Below are 16,279 nucleotides of genomic sequence, written 5' to 3'. Positions count from 1 at the left end.
GCTTATCCTCCGTATACAATGGGATAGATCAGCAGTGCGGCGCCGCCTGCTATTAGTAGAAACCCCATCGGTCGGGTCACGACATGACCGATCTGAGGAAGTTTTTCCAAAACCATGAACAAGGTCGCCAGCCCCATCCACAATAGGCTCATGACGCCGCCAACGAAACCAAGCGCCATAAAGCCCCAGCAACAGCCGACACAGAACGCGCCCAATCCAAGGCCCATGCGCAGGCCGCCTGTAAAACCGGGTTTCCAGTGGCCCAGGAAATAGGTCATCGGGGCGTGGCACACGCCATGACAAACCTCTTTCGCACGGGTGAACTGGAAAGCGCCAACAGCAATCAGCAATCCGCCTGCGATCCAGTTGGATTTAGCTATGCCAAGCATGTCCACAACGCCGCCAAACAGCAATACAAGCTGAATACCTGTGATCAGGGCGGCAAATCCAACCCACACCACGAAATAGCCGGTCAATACGCCCAACCACCCGCTGCGCGACCCGTCAGCGCTACGGATCAGGTCTTCATAGCTGCGCAAGGTGGGTACCAGCGTCGGCAACATCATCGCTGCCATCATGATCGCCCACATCCAGAACAACGGGCCAAACTCGGCCATGGGCATGTACATGTCCATGCGTGGGTCCATGGCACGCATCGCCTCGCCCATCGGGCCCGGGCGCCCGATCCAATCCAGATCCATGTCCCGGTTCATCGAGAACATGATCCACCATGACCAAAGGATCATGGCGTAAAAGCCCAGCCATAAACCGCTGCGAAGCATTGCGCGACTCACGTGTCCCTCCCGACTCATCTCTTGCTTTTCAAATGTCAGACTTTTAAATGTCAGACAAATAAAAATTGATCCACGGTTGCCGAAACATGAAAATCGACCCTCAAAAACCTGCTGACCTGTCCGCCCAGATTGCACAGGCCATCCGTGATGCCATTGTGTCCGGAGAGTTGATCGTTGATGAGCGGTTGCCGTCTGAGACCGAATTGTCGGATCAGTTTCAGGTTTCGCGCCCTACTGTACGCGAAGCCTTGAAGCGGCTGGCAGCGCAATCATTGATACGGACGCAACGCGGCGCTTCCGGGGGTGCGTTTGTCAATCGCCTCAGCTTTCAGGACGCGTATTCGCAGCAAATCACAACCTCGACGCTGTTGTTGTCGATGAATGCGGTGACCTTCGACACAGCTTGCGAGGCGCGGTATGCGCTGGAGCGGGCCTGCGCGCCGATGTCGGCGGAACGGCGCACGGCGGATCAACTGGCCACTATGCGCGCCGAGATTTTTCGCCAATCTCAACCCGGGCTGACGGATGAGGCTTTCTGCGCATCAGATGTGGCCTTTCATCGCGCGTTAGTCGATGGCGCAGGCAACCCGGTTTTGTCCTACCAACTGGCCGGCGCAGTCGAAGCGATGCAGCCCTTGATGAACATGATCACCTTCACTGCGCGTTCCCGCGAAGAAATCATTCTGTTCCATGAGAAAATCGCTGACGCGCTTGAGGCGCGGGACGCCGAGACTGTAGACAATACTTTGGTCGATCTTGAATCCTACACACGTCTGCTAGCCCATGATGTGGCCGAACGGCGACGCAAACCCGCCTGATCCCACATCAGGCCCGAATTCGAGGCAGAGAAACAGGCACAAGGACACACGAGCAGTTAGAAGGATGTCATCCGGCATCAAGACCGGAACTCTCAATAAAATTGAATATCAATTGCTTACGGGAGGACGTTATGAACCAAAGACCGGACCCTACCTTTTATCCATCAGCCAAACTGGCAATGGAGGGCCCGACTGAGACGCTTGCTTTCACGCTGATGCTCAGTCCTGATTTTTCGCAACCTGATGGGCTGGCGGTTGTGAATGTCGATCCGACATCGGACGACTTTGGCAAAATCGTGCATCAGGTGATTATGCCGGAAAAGGGCGATGAGTTTCACCATTTCGGATGGAATGCCTGTTCGTCTTCCCTGTCGCCGCTTAGTGGCCATGCCTTCCTCGAGCGTCGGTATTTGATCATTCCCGGCATTCGATCCAGCCGGATCTACATCATCGATGTGAAGAACCCGCTGGAAGCGAAGATTCACAAGATTATCGAACCCGAAGAAGTCTTTGCAAAGACAGGGTATTCCCGCCCCCATACGATCCATTGCGGCCCCGAAGGCATCTATGTCAGCACCTTGGGCGGTGCGGGTGAAGACGGTACAGACGGCCCTCCGGGCATTTTCATCATGGACTGCGAGACCTTCGATATCATCGGACGCTATGAAATCGAACGCGGCGTGCAGGACAAACACTATGATTTCTGGTGGAATCTGCCGCGCGATTACATGGTCAGTTCCGAATGGGGTCTGCCCCCGCAATTCGAAAACGGGATCGTGGCCGAGGATTTGCTGTCGAACAAATACGGACACAGCATCCATTTCTGGAACCTGCGCAACCGGACAAACATCCAGACCATTGATTTGGGGGAAAACCACCAGATGGCGCTGGAAATTCGCCCTGCGCATGATCCGGTCAAGCAATATGGGTTCTGTGGCGTGGTTGTGGACACGACCAACCTGCAAGGCGCGATTTTTACATGGTGGCGCAACGACGATGGCACGTTCGAGGCCAAGAAAACCATCACGATCGACCCGCAGCCGGCAGACCCGGACGACCTGCCCGAGTTGCTTAAAGGGTTCTCGGCGGTGCCTCCGCTGGTCACGGATATCGACCTCAGCCTGGATGACAAATATCTGTACGTTGCCTGCTGGGGCACGGGTGAGATGCATCAATACGATGTTTCGGACCCGATGAACCCGAAATTGGCCGGTAAGGTCGAGGTCGGCGGGATTGTCAAAAAGACCAAACACCCGAACGGGCAGGACTTTGGCTATGGTCCCCAAATGGTCGAAATCAGCCGTGACGGCAAACGTGTCTACTGGACCAATTCGCTGTATTCCACCTGGGATGATCAATTCTATCCCGGTGAACGCGGCGCCGCCATGGTCAAGGCGGATGTCGGTGAGAACGGAGGCCTTACACTGGATCCGAAATTCTGGGTCGATTTCCCTGCCGGGTATCGCGCCCATCAGATCCGTCTGGAAGGTGGCGACTGTTCAACGGACAGCTTCTGCTACCCCTCCGTCTGATTTGGAGTGGTTGATGACATCAACGGCTGGCCTTTGGCTGGCCGTTGTACTCAGCGGTGCTTATCACGGGTTGAACCCCGGTATGGGATGGCCGCTGGCGGTATCTTCCGCATTGATGGAGCAACGGCAATCGGCACTGTGGCGCGCGCTGGCAGCTTTGGCGGGCGGGCATTTCGTGGCCATGCTGGGAGTGCTTTTACCCTTCGCGCTGATGGCGGTATTGGTGGATTACCAAAAAGAAATCCGCATCGGCGCCGCGCTAATTGTCATTGCCATGGGTCTCTACATCGCCATCACGCGCCGCCATCCGCGGATGTTATCGCGTATTCCACCCAGCAAGCTGGCTTTGTGGTCCTTTCTGGTGGCATTGGCGCACGGGGCCGCCCTGATGCTGGTGCCGATCTACCTCGGACTGTGCGGGCTTGATGAGTTGGACGCGGGCCATCGCGCCGTATCCGAGATTATGGCCACAAATGGCCTTCTGGTACTGGCGGTTGCAGCCATCCATACAGCTGCGATGATCTTGGGCGGGGGTCTTCTCGCCTATGCCGTTTATCGCTGGTTGGGCCTGCAGTTTCTGTCGCGCACCTGGTTCAATCTCGAACTGATCTGGGCGTTCAGCCTAATTTTGGTTGGTGTGTTGGGGCTCTGGTCTACGCTCGGGTGACCTTGCACTTGGAACTCAAACACGCTTTGTCTGCCGCGGACATTTCTTGGAGCTTCCATATGCAAGACAGCACGCGCCCGACAGATATGCTGCGTCAAGGCAAATCCGCCGATTGGCAGGCCGCAACCACGCACGCCTTCACGCGTGAATTGGCCGACGGCACCCTGCCCGAACATAAGATGCGCTGGTATCTGGAGCAGGATTATCAATTCGTGGACGGCTTTGTGCGCCTGCTGGCCAGCGCCATCGCCCATGCCCCGAGTTTGGCCGACAGTGTCCCTACAGCGCAATTTCTGGCGGTCATCACCGGCCCCGAAAATACCTATTTCCTGCGCGCGATGGAGGCCTTGGGCACCGAACCCAGCAATGATGCCGCCCCGGCCACCCGCGCATTTCAAGACCTGATGGCCGAGGCCGCAACATCAGGTCGATATGAGAACATGCTGGCTGTCCTTGTGGTGGCCGAATGGGTGTATCTGACCTGGGCCAGCCCGGAAAACCCTCCGAAAGATGAACTTCCGTTCTGGTTCGCCGAATGGATCACGCTACATGCGGGCGACGGGTTCGAGAGCGTTGTGGACCACCTTCGAAGTCAGCTCGACAAGGTCTGGCCCACGCTGAATACCAGCGCTCAGGCCGAGGTCACACAGCTGTTCCACCGCGCGATCGAGCTTGAGCGTGAATTCTTCGACGCCGCATACGCGGCCTGATACGGGAAAGGTCCGTTTATGGTCACAACACTGAATGTCATCGCCGCCGTACTGACCATCGGTTTTGGATTGTTTGGATTTCTGGCGCCCGCCTGGACGGCGGCGTCGCTAGATCTAGCACCCACCAATAGTACAATGGGTCTAAGCGAGATGCGCGCCTCGGTCGGTGGGTTGTTTGTCGTCACGGGCATAGCTGTCCTGTGGCTGAACGCTCCGATGGCCTATGCCATGCTTGGTGTGGTCTATGCCGGGGCGGCGTTGGGGCGGTTCGTGTCTGTGTTTGTCGACCATCCCCCCTTGGCCAAGGCCGTAACATTTGGTGGAATCGAACTGGTTCTGGCTGTTTGGCTGATTGCAGCGAACATCAATAAAACACCGTAACATATTGTAACTGCTAAGATCGAGCGGATGTAATCTGAGTTTGCATCCGGTCGGAACCTCACCTATATAAGTCTTGTCCTTCGGGACTATGGACATAAACGCGCTCGTAATAAGCGGATCGGACCCGGGGGCGGTACCCGGCGGCTCCACCATATATCTTCTGGAGATATCCTTCATTTGGGGATTTCGTCAGAATCGGGGGGCCGAAATAGGATCGACGAACGTCTAAAGGGGTTAGCTTTGTCTCGGCTGTCTGCCACCGTTACCGGCGAAAACAGTACAATTGCAAATGACAATCGTGCTCCGGTTGCAGTTGCTGCGTAAGCAGTAGCAAGACCGAAACTTAAGCCCTTGCGCCTAGCTGTGTAAGGCGGGGTTCGCAGGTACCTGGCAACAGAAACCTGCATTTTCTTGCAATTTTGTCTGCGTTTTTAGCGTTCCCTGTACATATTCAGGGTTTGTTCATCCCTTTTTGCCAACGTCTGACCGGACAGACAGGAGAGCCGGGATGGCAAATTCAGACATACTCAAAACATGGTATTCCGAGGTTTGGGAAAACGGGAATACTGACGCAATCGATCAGTTCTTCGCGCCCGAAACAATGGCCGAGGGGTTGATCCCAGAAATGCAGGTTGGTGCGGATGACTTCCGCGATCTAGTCATGGCATTCCGACACGTGCTGGGCGAAATCAAGGTTGATTTGCCCAAGATCATCGAGAATGACGATTGGGTATCGGCCATTCTGTATGTCAAAACCTTTCGTGCAGACAATGGCGCGCCGCTTGAAGTGACAGGTCAGGTCATGGCGCGGTTCAAAGACAACAAGATGGTCGAGGCTTATAACCAATTTGATTTTGTGTCATTGTTTGAACAACTTGGTCAGTTTCCACAGGATACACTGCCAGTTTGCATGACTGGGCAAAGGCTCGAGTGGGCTTGATCAGACGCAAACCAATCTTGACCCCCAAGGCGCTTGCGCGGTAGCAAGTGCCATGGGGTAAGATTGCGAACGCCCCGTGAGGCGACAGCCCAAGTTTCGCATGTATCCGACAGTATAAGGAAACATGCCATGGCATCGCCAAACTCAATTGCTCCCAGACAACTGCTGCGTTTGATCGGCACGCCGCAAGCACCAGTGCTGGTCGATATTTGTATCGATGAAGATTTCGAAGCCGATCCGTTTCTGATCCCAGGGTCGATCCGGCACCCGGCAACCGACATACCCGGGCTGGTTCGGCTGCTTTCGGGGCGCCCGAGTGTCATCATTTGTCAAAAAGGCAAAAAGCTGAGTCAGGGAATTGTCTCGTGGCTGCGCAGTGAAGGCCATTCAGCCGAATATCTAGAAGGCGGGATGTATGCGTGGCGCGACCTACCAGAGGCGTTGCGCATCCCTGTTGCCCCCCTACCCGCACTGGCGGCCGGCGGAACAGTCTGGGTGACCCGTCATCGGCCAAAGATCGATCGGATTGCATGCCCTTGGCTGATCCGGCGGTTCATTGATCCCAACGCCCGTTTCTTGTTCGTTGCGCCGGACGAGGTTGAAAGCGTAGCTGAGAAATTTGATGCCATCCCCTTTGACGTCGAAAACACCTTTTGGACCCATCGTGGCGACAAATGTACGTTTGATACATTGCTGGAGGAATTCAGCCTCTCGTCTGCCGCTTTGGACCGACTTGCACGTGTGATCAGGGCTGCGGACACCAACAGACATGATCTGGCGCCCGAAGCGGCTGGGTTGCTCGCCGTTTCCGTTGGACTGTCACGCCAATTCCGTGACGATCACGAAAACCTCGACGCGGGCATGAACCTTTACGATGCGCTGTATCGTTGGGCGCGCGATGGGTTTGATGAAGGTCACGACTGGCCCACAGGTCGCAAGCCATGACGCCAACATTGAAAGAGCTTATCCAAGTGTTTGGGCGCATCGGTCTGCTGTCTTTTGGCGGCCCAGCGGCGCAAATCTCGCTGATGCATCAAGAGCTTGTTGAACGCCGACCCTGGCTGGACGAACAATCATATCTGCGGGCCTTGTCGCTGTGCATGTTGTTGCCGGGCCCCGAGGCGATGCAGCTGGCGACCTATGCGGGTTGGAAAATGCGCGGTGTGAGCGGTGGCCTGATTGCCGGCAGTCTCTTTGTTCTGCCCGGGGCCATTGTGATCGCTGTTTTGGTCTCACTTTATGCAGCATTTGGTAGTCTGCCAGTTGTTCAGTCTGCATTCCTTGGGATCAAAGCGACTGTCATCGTGATTGTCCTACAGGCCCTACGCAACCTGTCACGCAAGGCATTGACGGATGTTGAGCATCGGATGATTGCAGGGCTGGGATTTATTGCGATCTTTCTGCTGAACCTCCCCTTCCCGCTTATCATTCTGGCTGCTGCTGTGTGGGGGTATGTGTCCTTCAAGGGCACGGTTCCCGTGATCGAAACACCCGCAACCCCAAGCTTGGCGCGACCCGTGCGGACAACCGTCATTTGGTTGACGCTGTGGCTGGGCCCCTTGTTTTTGCTCAACATCACCGGGCAACAGCTGCTCAGTGATTTGGGCTGGTTCTTTGCGCGTTTGGCTGTTGTAACCTTTGGCGGGGCTTATGCGGTTCTCGCCTACATGACGCAAACTGTGGTCGATCAGTATCACTGGATCAGCACCAATCAGATGATCGACGCGCTTGGGCTGGCGGAAACCACCCCCGGCCCCCTTATTCTGGTCACCCAATTTGTGGCGATGCTGACCGGACAGATGAATGGCGGTCTCTCGCTGGCGCTCGCAGCCGGAGCCGTAGCGCTTTGGGCGACATTTGTTCCCTGTTTCCTTTGGATTTTTCTGGCGGCCCCATATCTTGACCGCTTGGCCACCCGCCCCCGGCTGTCTGCAGCATTGCATGGAATCACCGCGGCCGTCGTGGGCGTGATTCTCAACCTTTCATTGTGGTTTGCCCTGAACGTTCTGTTCGGATCCGTTCCGCGAATGTCATGGGGCCCAGTAGCACTTCCTGTCCCGGATGTCGGCAGTCTGGACTTTACGGCACTTGCCTTGACGCTTGTCGCCGGTGTGTTGATTTTCCGAATGAAACTCGGGATGGCGACTGTGTTGATGCTGATGGCAGTTGCTGGATTGGCTGCACATTTTATCTGATCAATCCGGTCATACGCGCCCTTTCGTTTCCGAACAAAACCCCTATGCTGAGTCCAACCACTTTCGAGGATGACACATGTCGCAAGACATCGACTATGGAAACCTGATGCACACCGCCATGCGCGGGTTGATCAAGACTGTTCTGACCGGGGTTTCTGAGACCGGCTTGCCCGGGTCTCATCATTTCTTCATCACTTTCGACACGCGAGAAGAAGGCGTGGATATCGCAGACTGGCTGCGCGAGCGATATCCAGAAGAGATGACAATTGTTGTCCAGCATTGGTTCGACAACCTTGACGTTGGAGATGACGGCTTTGCGATCACGCTGAACTTCGGTGACAAGCCAGAACCTCTTTATGTCCCGTATGAGGCAATAAAGACCTTCGTGGACCCGTCCGTAGAATTCGGCCTACGATTTGAAAGCCCTGAAGACGAAGCAGACGAAGACCCCGTTGTCGAGGAAATGATTGAGGTTGAGGAAGAGGACGAGCATCACGACGCAGACGTGGTGTCACTGGACAGCTTCCGAAAGTAAGACCAACTAAGCCCTGCGCAACGCGGGGCTTATTGTTTCATCAGGAAGGTTTCGACGGATCGAGACTTTTCGCCGTTGATAAAACGCGTAAAGGCAAGGTTCAGACCACCATCCGTTAGGGTGCGGTCGAATTGTTGCAACTCGTAGCCGCCCTGCTCGTTGATAAACAACGAAAACACAGTCAGTGTTTGCCCATCAATCCTACCCCAGACAAATGGCTCGCCTTTGATCGGGTCAAGCGGGACCTCGTGCCCAAACACGTTTCTTTTCATGGCCGCCGAGAACACGTCGGGGCGATCAGATTGCTGAAAATCAACCGAGAACTTTTGCTCTTTCACCCTGCCATCCAACTTATACGTCGTTGTTTTCCAACTGACGTTGAATCCTTTTGCAGTTTCATGAATGGATACGCTCATATCCCGGGGCGTGGCGGTTCCATCAACATCAACAACATCAGCCGAGCCGATATAGCTGCCGATAAAGGGGGTGATTTCAGCGGCCCGCACGGTACTGCCCAGCACGACGACCCAAAGCAGAAGTCCAGCAGTAAATGTGGCAACTTTCATGGGTGAAATCCGTTGAGATACGAGCATTTAGTTCTCCAAATCGGCTGTCCTGACATTGTAGCCAAGCGGGTACGGTTAACAATGGCGCATTCTGAAGCTGGGACAATAAAAATGACGCACCCACGTGCCTATACCTTTGACGTCCCTGTGTTTATGGTGCGCGCAACTTGCCGATTGCATCGCAGATTTACTGGGGCTAAACGGCATACGATTGCATACCAGACGGAGTGACCGATGTCTCAAACCCGCACCGAATCCGACAGCTTTGGCCCGCTGGAGGTTCCCGCCGACAAATACTGGGGCGCACAGACACAGCGTTCGATCATGAACTTCCCGATCGGTTGGGAAAAACAACCTGTCGCCATCGTGCGTGCGCTGGGCGTAATCAAGAAAGCCTGTGCCATGCAGAACAAGGCAACAGGCAACCTGGGCGCTACAATCGCAGATGCGGTTATTGCCGCCGCAGGTGAGGTGATTGAGGGCAAGTTTGACGACAACTTCCCTCTGGTCGTGTGGCAAACCGGGTCGGGCACCCAATCGAACATGAACTCGAACGAAGTAATCGCCAATCGTGCGATCGAGATTCTCGGCGGCGTGATCGGCTCAAAAGACCCGGTTCACCCTAATGATCACTGCAATATGGGCCAATCGTCGAACGACACTTTTCCCACCGCCATGCATATCGCCACAGCGATGAGCGTGCGTGATGTGCTGCTGCCGGGGTTGGAAAAACTAGCGTCTGGGCTTGAGCAAAAAGCAGACGAGTTCAAAGACATCATCAAGATCGGCCGTACGCATACGCAAGATGCAACGCCGCTGACACTGGGGCAGGAATTTGGCGGGTACGCTCATCAGATCCGTCAGGGCATCGGCCGGGTTCAGGCCGCCATGCCGGGAATATATGAGCTGGCCCAGGGCGGCACCGCGGTGGGCACCGGCCTGAACACGCAAAAAGGATGGAGCGAGTCTGTGGCAGGCCACATGGCCGACATCACCGGCCTGCCCTTCGTCACCGCGCCGAACAAGTTCGAAGCGCTGGCCGCCCATGACGCCATGGTCTTCCTGTCAGGCGCTTTGGCAACGATTGCAGGCAGTTGCTACAAGATCGCCAATGACATCCGCTTCCTGGGTTCGGGCCCACGTTCGGGTCTGGGTGAGTTGGTTCTGCCGGAAAACGAGCCCGGCTCGTCCATTATGCCCGGCAAGGTAAACCCGACGCAGGCCGAAGCGCTGACTCAGGTTGCGGCCCACGTGATGGGCAATGACGCCGCCATTAAGTTTGCCGGCAGCCAGGGGCATTTCGAGCTCAATGTCTATAACCCGATGATGTCTTACAACCTGTTGCAGTCCATCCAGCTGCTGGGTGATGCGGCTGACAGCTTTACTGAGCGGATGTTGCTGGGCATTCAGGCCAATGAGCCGCGCATCGAAAAGTTGATGAAGGAATCGCTGATGCTGGTCACAGCGCTAGCCCCAACCATCGGCTACGACAACGCCACCACCGTCGCCAAAACCGCGCACAAGAACGGCACTACCCTGAAGGAAGAGGCCATCGCGCTGGGTTTTGTCGATGAAGCAACCTTTGATGCGGTTGTCCGTCCTGAACAGATGATCGGTCCGAAAGACTGATGGGCAAGCCGGTCAACTTGAACCGGTATCGAAAAGAAAAGGCACGGGCCGAGAAAAAGGCCCGTGCAGACGAAAATGCTGTGAAATTCGGCCTGTCACAGGCCGAGAAAGACGCTGTGAAGCAGCGAGACGGCAAGACACGCCGCGACCTGGATAATCACGAGTTGGAAGAATGAGCGGTCGTCCGATCAAACGTTCTTTGACACTCAAAGGTCACCGGACCTCGGTCTCGCTAGAGGATGAATTCTGGCAGGCATTCCGGAATATCGCCAAGCAGAAAAATATTCCAATCAATGTGTTGGCTGCGGAAATTGATGTGGCGCGCGATCCAGAAACCGGTCTGGCGTCGGCCATTCGTGTGTTCATCCTAAACTGGTATAGCGAACGGCAATGACCCCTTGCATTGGTCCAGATCCTGAGTTTAGGATAGTGAGAACAAAAAGGGTACATTCATGAGCGAGACTATAGTTGGCCCGGATGGGCAACCCCGCTGCGCATGGTGTCAATCTGCGCCGGAATTCTTCGAATACCATGACAACGAGTGGGGTTATCCGGTGGCCGATGATCAGCGGCTGTTCGAAAAGCTGTGCCTTGAGAGTTTTCAGTCCGGCCTCAGCTGGCGCACGATCCTGTCCAAGCGCGAGAATTTTAGAAACGCGTTTTATGGATTTGATTTCAACAAAATGGCCGCGTTTTCTAATGCGGATGTAGAGCGCCTGTTACAAGACAAAGGCATCATACGTCATCGCGGCAAGATCGAAGCTGTGATCAACAATGCCCGCCGCGCGCAGGAGCTGATCGCATCAGAAGGATCTTTGGCGGCTTATGTCTGGCAATACGAATCCAAGACACCGCCAGACCCACAAACCGCATCAACCTCGCCAGAATCCGTGGCGATGTCGAAAGACCTGAAGAAACGCGGTTGGAAATTTGTTGGCCCCACCACCGTATTCGCCTTCATGCAGGCGATGGGGTTGGTCAATGATCACGGCACGGGCTGTGTCATGCGCGAAAAGGCATCAAAACTGCGCCGCGAATTCATCAAACCGGAGTAAACAGGCGCCCTGAAGGGCGCCAGAGATCACGCGGACGCGCTAAAGATCTTGTTAATGTTTCCACCCAGCGCCGCGTTGAATTCCGCATCGGATTGCTGTTTAGCCAAGCCTTCGGTCAACGCACGCGAGAAGGATGCAATCATCTTGCCGTTCTGACCCAAAAGGTTACAGGCCTGTTCCGTCGAATATCCCCCAGAAAGGGCCACAACGCGCAGCACGCGTGGGTGATCAGCGACCTCGTCATACAGGTTCGCCTGACTGGGGATCGTCAGTTTCAACATGACATCCTGATCGTCGTCCAGCTGATCAAGGTTCTTCAGAAGTTCCACCTTCAGAATGTCTTCTGCCGCGGCCTTTGTTTCTGAATGAATGTTCACTTCGGGCTCGATGATTGGAATCATGCCCGCCCTGACCACCTCACGCCCAACATCGAACTGTTGTGACACGACGGCGGCGATGCCTTCGGCATTGGCTTCGTGGATGACAGACCGTTCCTTGGTGCCAAAAACGCCGTCTGCTTTGGCCAAGGTCTCGGCCAACCCCGGGATCGGTTTCATCACTTGAACACCATTGGCCTTTTCTTCCAGACCTTTGTCGATTTTCAGGAACGGAACGATGCCTTTCACCGACCAAAGATAGTCAGCCACTTTGCGGCCATCGATCTCCTCGCCCAATGTGCGTTCGAACAGGATTGCCCCGATGACTTTATCCTTGGTGAAATCATCCGCCAGAATGATCCTTGCCCGCATCTTTTGGATTTCGCCGAACATTTCTTCGTCCGAGCTATAGTCGGACGCTTCTACCCCATAGAGCGCCAGCGCTTTGGGTGTCGATCCGCCACTTTGATCCAGTGCTGCGATAAAACCTGCTCCGTTGGACATCTGCGCGCGCTGTTCTGCTTTGGACATAATGCTTTCCCGTTCAATACTGATTCCGATTTCCTCACCCGCATACAGCACGTGGATCAACGATGGTAGATTGTTAGCGCTCAACCAGCCGCAACCAAATTCCATCCTTGGACCGAACCGTCAAATGAGCGACCGGAACCGGCGTTTTACCGCTGATTGTTTCGAATTTGAAATGGCGCAGTAGCATCGACAGGATCAACGGCCCTTCGACCATGGCAAATCCGGCGCCAGTACAGACGCGGGGACCAGTAGAAAACGGGATGTAAGCCTCTCGTTGGCAGGTCTTGCCAATCTCGGTGGCCCAGCGGGACGGATCAAAGCCGTCCGGGTTGTCCCACAGCCGCTCTTGCCGGTGCAGATGCCACGGGCTGATAACAATCTGCGATCCCTTTGGCACGTCCCGGTTTCGGAACTTTTCCGCGCATCCGGCCTCACGCACCATCATCGGAACCGGAGGGTATAGCCGCAGCGCTTCACGAAACACATCGCGGCTGATTTTTAGCTTGGACATGGTCGCGAATGTGGGATCGTCCAGCGCCTGCGCCTCGGCTGCGACCTTGTTCTGCCAGTCGGGATACAGCGCCATCAGATACAGCGTCCAGGCCAGGGCCGACGCGCTGGTTTCATGCCCGGCCAAAAAGAATATCGCAACCTGATCAATCATCTCATGGGTTTCAAAACACTGACCTGTCATTGGATCAGGAGTAGTCATGATCTTGGTCGCCAGATCATCCGGTGCAGTTCCATCCGCAATTGCATCGGCACGTTTTGAGGTGAGCTTTGCGATCAGCTTTCGAATTTCCTGTGCATTTCTACGCGTTTTGCGTGAATGAAACCGAGGCAACCACCGTGGCACCGGCACAAACGCCGCAAGATTCAGCAGAGGCTGTTCGCGTTGATAGGCGCGAAACTTCTCAAAAACTTGCGCCGCGACCTCATGTTCGATCGGAACCGAAAACAAAGTGCGAAATATCACATCTGCGGCCACATGGCTGGTGATCCCCTCGCATTCGATCTGCGTTCCAACATGCGGACGCAAACGTTCGACACAGGACTCAGCGGCTGAAAGCATGGCCGGGAACGTGTCTTTGAGGCGTCCACCCTCAAAAGCAGGATCAATGATCCTGCGCTGGCGTTTCCATACCGCACCATTGGTCAAAAATACGGAGTCGCCCAACAACGGGCGCAAACCTTCGCTGATCCGGCCAGATTTGGGAAAGTCGTCCGGGCGCTTTTTCAGAACGGTTTCAATTAGGTCCGGTTGGTTGACCATGTAAGATCGGAAGAACGGCGTGCGGAATTCAGCCATCCACGCACGATACAGGCGTTGGGGCTGCGCTGACAGTAGATCCTGCCTGAACAGCCTCAGATACCGCCAGAGCGAGACCTTATCGGGGCGTGGCTGCGGTTTGGGTGGGTTCATGCGTCCACCGAGGTGTATTTCGAAACGGACGCCTCGATGCGTGACTTGGACGGTGTGCGCCCTTTGAAACGTTCGCCCAGTGTTTGCGGGCCAGCTGTGATACGAAAGTAATCATATGTGCCGGGCTGGTCGAAGGCGCAGAGATACTGGAAATGAAGCCTGAAAAACCGCCAACGCAACGCATTCCAGCGCTCGGGTGAAAGGGTTTTGGTGAAAGCCGCTGACAGGACCAGTGGCCATTTTTTGCACGGCCCGGCCACGCCGCTGACGGACACCGGATCGCATAACGCAAAAGCGCAACCATCACCTGGTGCAGAAACATCGACCCAGGTTAGGTTATCGCTGTTTGAGAGAAACTGAAGATCTGCCCGCAAGCGGTGCGCCTTGGGCAGGAACGAGACCATGGGCACCACCTGCCCCAGGGTCAGGAAGGACAGAACCGGACCGTTCTCCTGCACACGGTGGTCGCGGATCAGGTCAGACAAGACCGACACACCCAGATGTGCGCCCGAGCTGTGCCCCACAATCAGCACTTCGTCCACCTCTGTTTGCAGTGCCTGTTGCACCAAACCAGCGAAGCTATCCAGACGCTTCTGCAACTCTGCCGAGGTTTCGCCTTTCGACTGGGCCGAATAGGCGTAGTCATGCATCAGATAATAGGCAAGCAGGCGGTTATCGATCTTTCGGAACCACCGTAACAATCCATAGGCCGCAGCAAGCGCAGGCACCAAGGCCAACCATCCGACCAAGGACCACAACAAAGCTGTGATGCCCCAAGCCACCAAAAGCGCAGCCAAAAGTTGCGTCAACAACATCCCCACGGGATACAGCGCCGCGATCACGGGCCCCTTGCGCAAACGCACTAACCGCCCCAACGCACCGGTCGACAGGTAGATCCACGCAGTATGCGCCAATTGCAGGTAGGTCGCGGGAACCGATCCAGACATACTGTCCTGAACGATATCGGACCAGGCCAGGACGTCGACATCCGTTTGGACCTGCATCCCGTCCTGAAAGGACACCACCCGCCAACCGAAAGGACCGTCGCCGGACTTTGGCGAAATCGAAATATCGTAGCCGGAAATTGCCGCCTGCAGGCCTGACTCGGTTCGATACAACTCGCGATATCGCCGCGGAGGCATCGGGTCATATCCGGGTATATAGAACACCCGGCGCCTATGCACCTGAGGGGGATTTGTCTGACTGCTCATGGCCTTACCTTCTACCGCACAGGTTAACGCAGCATTGCGGCCAAGGTAAGGTGGCTTCGCGATTTAACCCAGAACTGCCAGCGCGGGGAAGGTTTCTAGCAGCCACCAGCTGAACTCGGTGAACAGCCCCGTGACCAGCATGATGCCCACAAACAGCAACAGCGCACCCATGACCTTTTCGATCGTGCCCATATAGGGTTTGATCCGGTTCATGACGGTCATCGAACGGTTCAAGAACATCGCCGCTAGCAGGAACGGAATCCCCAGCCCTGCAGCGTAGACACCAAGTAGCAGTGTGCCCCGCGCGACTGACGCCTCGGATGCGGCCAAGGAGAGGATCGCGCCCAGTTGCGGGCCGATACACGGCGTCCAGCCAAAGGCAAAGGCAAGCCCCAGAATATATGCGCCAAACACAGATCCACCGGAATCGCCGGCCTCAACACGGGCTTCCCTGTCCAACAGCGGAATTCGGAAGACATTCAGAAAATGCAGGCCAAAGACAATCACCACGGCGCCCGATATCTTGGCAAACAGCACCTGGTTTTGCAGCACAAATGCTCCGAAAGCCGACGCCGTAAAGCCCAACAACAAAAAGACTGTGGACAGACCCAGAACAAAGAACAGCGCTGACAAGGTTGCCTTGCGACGCGCGCGGGCTTCATCCTGCATTTCGTTGATCGTCACACCGCTCATATAGGCCAGATACGGCGGCACAATGGGCAGCACGCAAGGCGACAAAAAGCTGATGAGCCCGCCAATCAAGGCGACGAACATGGCAGGAAGCAGACCCGCATCGATGATTTCTATTCCGAACATAGATCAGCACATATGGTATCGATGCGTCGCCGTCACGGGTCCAATCGGTCACATCATCGTGGTTGCACGCTGGACACCATGGCAAAGTGGAAATATTTG

Annotated in this window: 19 protein-coding genes and 1 other RNA gene; 14 read left to right on the top strand and 6 right to left on the bottom strand. The window is 55.5% G+C overall.

Annotation, left to right across the window (positions count from 1 at the left end; translation table 11 throughout):
- Positions 1 to 2: 2 nt before the first annotated feature.
- A complete protein-coding gene (locus Q1B13_RS08980) occupies positions 3 to 782 on the bottom strand; it encodes a DUF2182 domain-containing protein (RefSeq protein WP_299076625.1) in 780 nt (259 codons plus the stop codon).
- A 98-nt stretch (positions 783 to 880) separates the two neighbouring features.
- Between Q1B13_RS08980 and Q1B13_RS08975 the strand changes: the two genes are divergently transcribed.
- The 10 genes from Q1B13_RS08975 to Q1B13_RS08930 all read left to right on the top strand — a co-directional run bounded on the left by Q1B13_RS08975 (position 881) and on the right by Q1B13_RS08930 (position 8,572).
- Positions 881 to 1,612 carry a FadR/GntR family transcriptional regulator gene (locus tag Q1B13_RS08975; protein WP_298935626.1) on the top strand — a complete coding sequence of 244 codons (732 nt, stop codon included), beginning with the start codon at positions 881 to 883 and terminating at the stop codon, positions 1,610 to 1,612.
- Positions 1,613 to 1,743: 131 nt separating this feature from the next.
- Positions 1,744 to 3,144, top strand: coding sequence for a selenium-binding protein SBP56-related protein (locus Q1B13_RS08970; RefSeq protein WP_299075181.1), 1,401 nt, complete (start codon positions 1,744 to 1,746; stop codon positions 3,142 to 3,144).
- A gap of 13 nt (positions 3,145 to 3,157) precedes the next feature.
- A complete protein-coding gene (locus tag Q1B13_RS08965) occupies positions 3,158 to 3,811 on the top strand; it encodes a hypothetical protein (protein WP_299075178.1) in 654 nt (217 codons plus the stop codon).
- Positions 3,812 to 3,870: 59 nt separating this feature from the next.
- On the top strand, positions 3,871 to 4,521 hold the full coding sequence (locus Q1B13_RS08960; RefSeq protein WP_299075176.1) for a TenA family protein: 651 nt from the start codon (positions 3,871 to 3,873) through the stop codon (positions 4,519 to 4,521).
- Between the two features lie 18 nt (positions 4,522 to 4,539).
- Positions 4,540 to 4,902 (top strand): DUF4345 family protein, encoded by a 363-nt coding sequence (locus tag Q1B13_RS08955; protein WP_299075173.1) that lies wholly within the window; start codon positions 4,540 to 4,542, stop codon positions 4,900 to 4,902.
- Between the two features lie 36 nt (positions 4,903 to 4,938).
- Positions 4,939 to 5,310, top strand: a transfer-messenger RNA (tmRNA) gene (gene ssrA / locus Q1B13_RS08950).
- A 100-nt stretch (positions 5,311 to 5,410) separates the two neighbouring features.
- Positions 5,411 to 5,842 (top strand): ester cyclase, encoded by a 432-nt coding sequence (locus Q1B13_RS08945; protein WP_299075170.1) that lies wholly within the window; start codon positions 5,411 to 5,413, stop codon positions 5,840 to 5,842.
- Positions 5,843 to 5,971: 129 nt separating this feature from the next.
- Positions 5,972 to 6,787 (top strand): sulfurtransferase/chromate resistance protein, encoded by an 816-nt coding sequence (locus Q1B13_RS08940; RefSeq protein ID WP_299075167.1) that lies wholly within the window; start codon positions 5,972 to 5,974, stop codon positions 6,785 to 6,787.
- Positions 6,784 to 8,037, top strand: coding sequence for a chromate efflux transporter (gene chrA, locus Q1B13_RS08935; protein ID WP_299075164.1), 1,254 nt, complete (start codon positions 6,784 to 6,786; stop codon positions 8,035 to 8,037). The genes Q1B13_RS08940 and chrA overlap by 4 nt, the downstream gene beginning before the upstream one ends.
- A gap of 76 nt (positions 8,038 to 8,113) precedes the next feature.
- Positions 8,114 to 8,572, top strand: a complete 459-nt coding sequence (locus Q1B13_RS08930; protein WP_299075161.1) for an SspB family protein — start codon at positions 8,114 to 8,116, stop codon at positions 8,570 to 8,572.
- Between the two features lie 29 nt (positions 8,573 to 8,601).
- Here the strand turns inward: Q1B13_RS08930 and Q1B13_RS08925 are convergent, their stop codons facing one another.
- Positions 8,602 to 9,138, bottom strand: a complete 537-nt coding sequence (locus tag Q1B13_RS08925; RefSeq protein ID WP_299075157.1) for a hypothetical protein — start codon at positions 9,136 to 9,138, stop codon at positions 8,602 to 8,604.
- Between the two features lie 234 nt (positions 9,139 to 9,372).
- Here Q1B13_RS08925 and fumC point away from each other — a divergent pair, with 234 nt between their 5' ends.
- Genes fumC through Q1B13_RS08905 form a run of 4 tightly spaced genes read left to right on the top strand, consistent with a single transcriptional unit; the run spans position 9,373 to position 11,822 of the window.
- Positions 9,373 to 10,767 carry a class II fumarate hydratase gene (fumC, locus tag Q1B13_RS08920; RefSeq protein WP_299075154.1) on the top strand — a complete coding sequence of 465 codons (1,395 nt, stop codon included), beginning with the start codon at positions 9,373 to 9,375 and terminating at the stop codon, positions 10,765 to 10,767.
- Entirely contained in the window at positions 10,767 to 10,943 is a 177-nt protein-coding gene (locus tag Q1B13_RS08915) for a DUF4169 family protein (protein ID WP_299075151.1), read from the top strand. The genes fumC and Q1B13_RS08915 overlap by 1 nt, the downstream gene beginning before the upstream one ends.
- Positions 10,940 to 11,161: a ribbon-helix-helix domain-containing protein gene (locus tag Q1B13_RS08910; protein WP_298935644.1), complete on the top strand. Its 222-nt coding sequence runs from the start codon at positions 10,940 to 10,942 to the stop codon at positions 11,159 to 11,161. The genes Q1B13_RS08915 and Q1B13_RS08910 overlap by 4 nt, the downstream gene beginning before the upstream one ends.
- Positions 11,162 to 11,219: 58 nt before the next feature.
- Positions 11,220 to 11,822, top strand: coding sequence for a DNA-3-methyladenine glycosylase I (locus tag Q1B13_RS08905; protein ID WP_299075148.1), 603 nt, complete (start codon positions 11,220 to 11,222; stop codon positions 11,820 to 11,822).
- A 26-nt stretch (positions 11,823 to 11,848) separates the two neighbouring features.
- Here Q1B13_RS08905 and Q1B13_RS08900 read toward each other — a convergent pair whose 3' ends face one another.
- From Q1B13_RS08900 to Q1B13_RS08885, 4 genes are all read right to left on the bottom strand, one after another.
- Entirely contained in the window at positions 11,849 to 12,730 is an 882-nt protein-coding gene (locus tag Q1B13_RS08900) for a fructose bisphosphate aldolase (RefSeq protein ID WP_299075145.1), read from the bottom strand.
- A 73-nt stretch (positions 12,731 to 12,803) separates the two neighbouring features.
- Positions 12,804 to 14,153 carry a cytochrome P450 gene (locus Q1B13_RS08895; RefSeq protein ID WP_299075142.1) on the bottom strand — a complete coding sequence of 450 codons (1,350 nt, stop codon included), beginning with the start codon at positions 14,151 to 14,153 and terminating at the stop codon, positions 12,804 to 12,806.
- Positions 14,150 to 15,364, bottom strand: coding sequence for a hypothetical protein (locus Q1B13_RS08890; protein WP_299075137.1), 1,215 nt, complete (start codon positions 15,362 to 15,364; stop codon positions 14,150 to 14,152). Before Q1B13_RS08890 ends, Q1B13_RS08895 begins: the two co-directional genes overlap by 4 nt.
- 63 nt (positions 15,365 to 15,427) lie before the next feature.
- Positions 15,428 to 16,180, bottom strand: a complete 753-nt coding sequence (locus tag Q1B13_RS08885) for a cytochrome c biogenesis protein CcdA (RefSeq protein ID WP_299075135.1) — start codon at positions 16,178 to 16,180, stop codon at positions 15,428 to 15,430.
- Positions 16,181 to 16,279 lie beyond the last annotated feature (99 nt).

The organism is uncultured Ruegeria sp., from assembly GCF_947489545.1.
In the GTDB taxonomy this organism is placed as follows: domain Bacteria; phylum Pseudomonadota; class Alphaproteobacteria; order Rhodobacterales; family Rhodobacteraceae; genus Ruegeria.
The sequence above is the reverse complement of the archived record's forward strand: the minus strand, read 5'-3'. Positions and strand labels throughout refer to the sequence as shown.

Bases quoted from the DNA above. Each gene is read 5' to 3' on its own strand.
- Q1B13_RS08980 (WP_299076625.1), bottom strand. From the start codon at position 782: ATGCTTCGCAGCGGTTTATGGCTGGGCTTTTACGCCATGATCCTTTGG.
- Q1B13_RS08975 (WP_298935626.1), top strand. From the start codon at position 881: ATGAAAATCGACCCTCAAAAACCTGCTGACCTGTCCGCCCAGATTGCA.
- Q1B13_RS08970 (WP_299075181.1), top strand. From the start codon at position 1,744: ATGAACCAAAGACCGGACCCTACCTTTTATCCATCAGCCAAACTGGCA.
- Q1B13_RS08965 (WP_299075178.1), top strand. From the start codon at position 3,158: ATGACATCAACGGCTGGCCTTTGGCTGGCCGTTGTACTCAGCGGTGCT.
- Q1B13_RS08960 (WP_299075176.1), top strand. From the start codon at position 3,871: ATGCAAGACAGCACGCGCCCGACAGATATGCTGCGTCAAGGCAAATCC.
- Q1B13_RS08955 (WP_299075173.1), top strand. From the start codon at position 4,540: ATGGTCACAACACTGAATGTCATCGCCGCCGTACTGACCATCGGTTTT.
- Q1B13_RS08945 (WP_299075170.1), top strand. From the start codon at position 5,411: ATGGCAAATTCAGACATACTCAAAACATGGTATTCCGAGGTTTGGGAA.
- Q1B13_RS08940 (WP_299075167.1), top strand. From the start codon at position 5,972: ATGGCATCGCCAAACTCAATTGCTCCCAGACAACTGCTGCGTTTGATC.
- chrA (WP_299075164.1), top strand. From the start codon at position 6,784: ATGACGCCAACATTGAAAGAGCTTATCCAAGTGTTTGGGCGCATCGGT.
- Q1B13_RS08930 (WP_299075161.1), top strand. From the start codon at position 8,114: ATGTCGCAAGACATCGACTATGGAAACCTGATGCACACCGCCATGCGC.
- Q1B13_RS08925 (WP_299075157.1), bottom strand. From the start codon at position 9,138: ATGAAAGTTGCCACATTTACTGCTGGACTTCTGCTTTGGGTCGTCGTG.
- fumC (WP_299075154.1), top strand. From the start codon at position 9,373: ATGTCTCAAACCCGCACCGAATCCGACAGCTTTGGCCCGCTGGAGGTT.
- Q1B13_RS08915 (WP_299075151.1), top strand. From the start codon at position 10,767: ATGGGCAAGCCGGTCAACTTGAACCGGTATCGAAAAGAAAAGGCACGG.
- Q1B13_RS08910 (WP_298935644.1), top strand. From the start codon at position 10,940: ATGAGCGGTCGTCCGATCAAACGTTCTTTGACACTCAAAGGTCACCGG.
- Q1B13_RS08905 (WP_299075148.1), top strand. From the start codon at position 11,220: ATGAGCGAGACTATAGTTGGCCCGGATGGGCAACCCCGCTGCGCATGG.
- Q1B13_RS08900 (WP_299075145.1), bottom strand. From the start codon at position 12,730: ATGTCCAAAGCAGAACAGCGCGCGCAGATGTCCAACGGAGCAGGTTTT.
- Q1B13_RS08895 (WP_299075142.1), bottom strand. From the start codon at position 14,153: ATGAACCCACCCAAACCGCAGCCACGCCCCGATAAGGTCTCGCTCTGG.
- Q1B13_RS08890 (WP_299075137.1), bottom strand. From the start codon at position 15,364: ATGAGCAGTCAGACAAATCCCCCTCAGGTGCATAGGCGCCGGGTGTTC.
- Q1B13_RS08885 (WP_299075135.1), bottom strand. From the start codon at position 16,180: ATGTTCGGAATAGAAATCATCGATGCGGGTCTGCTTCCTGCCATGTTC.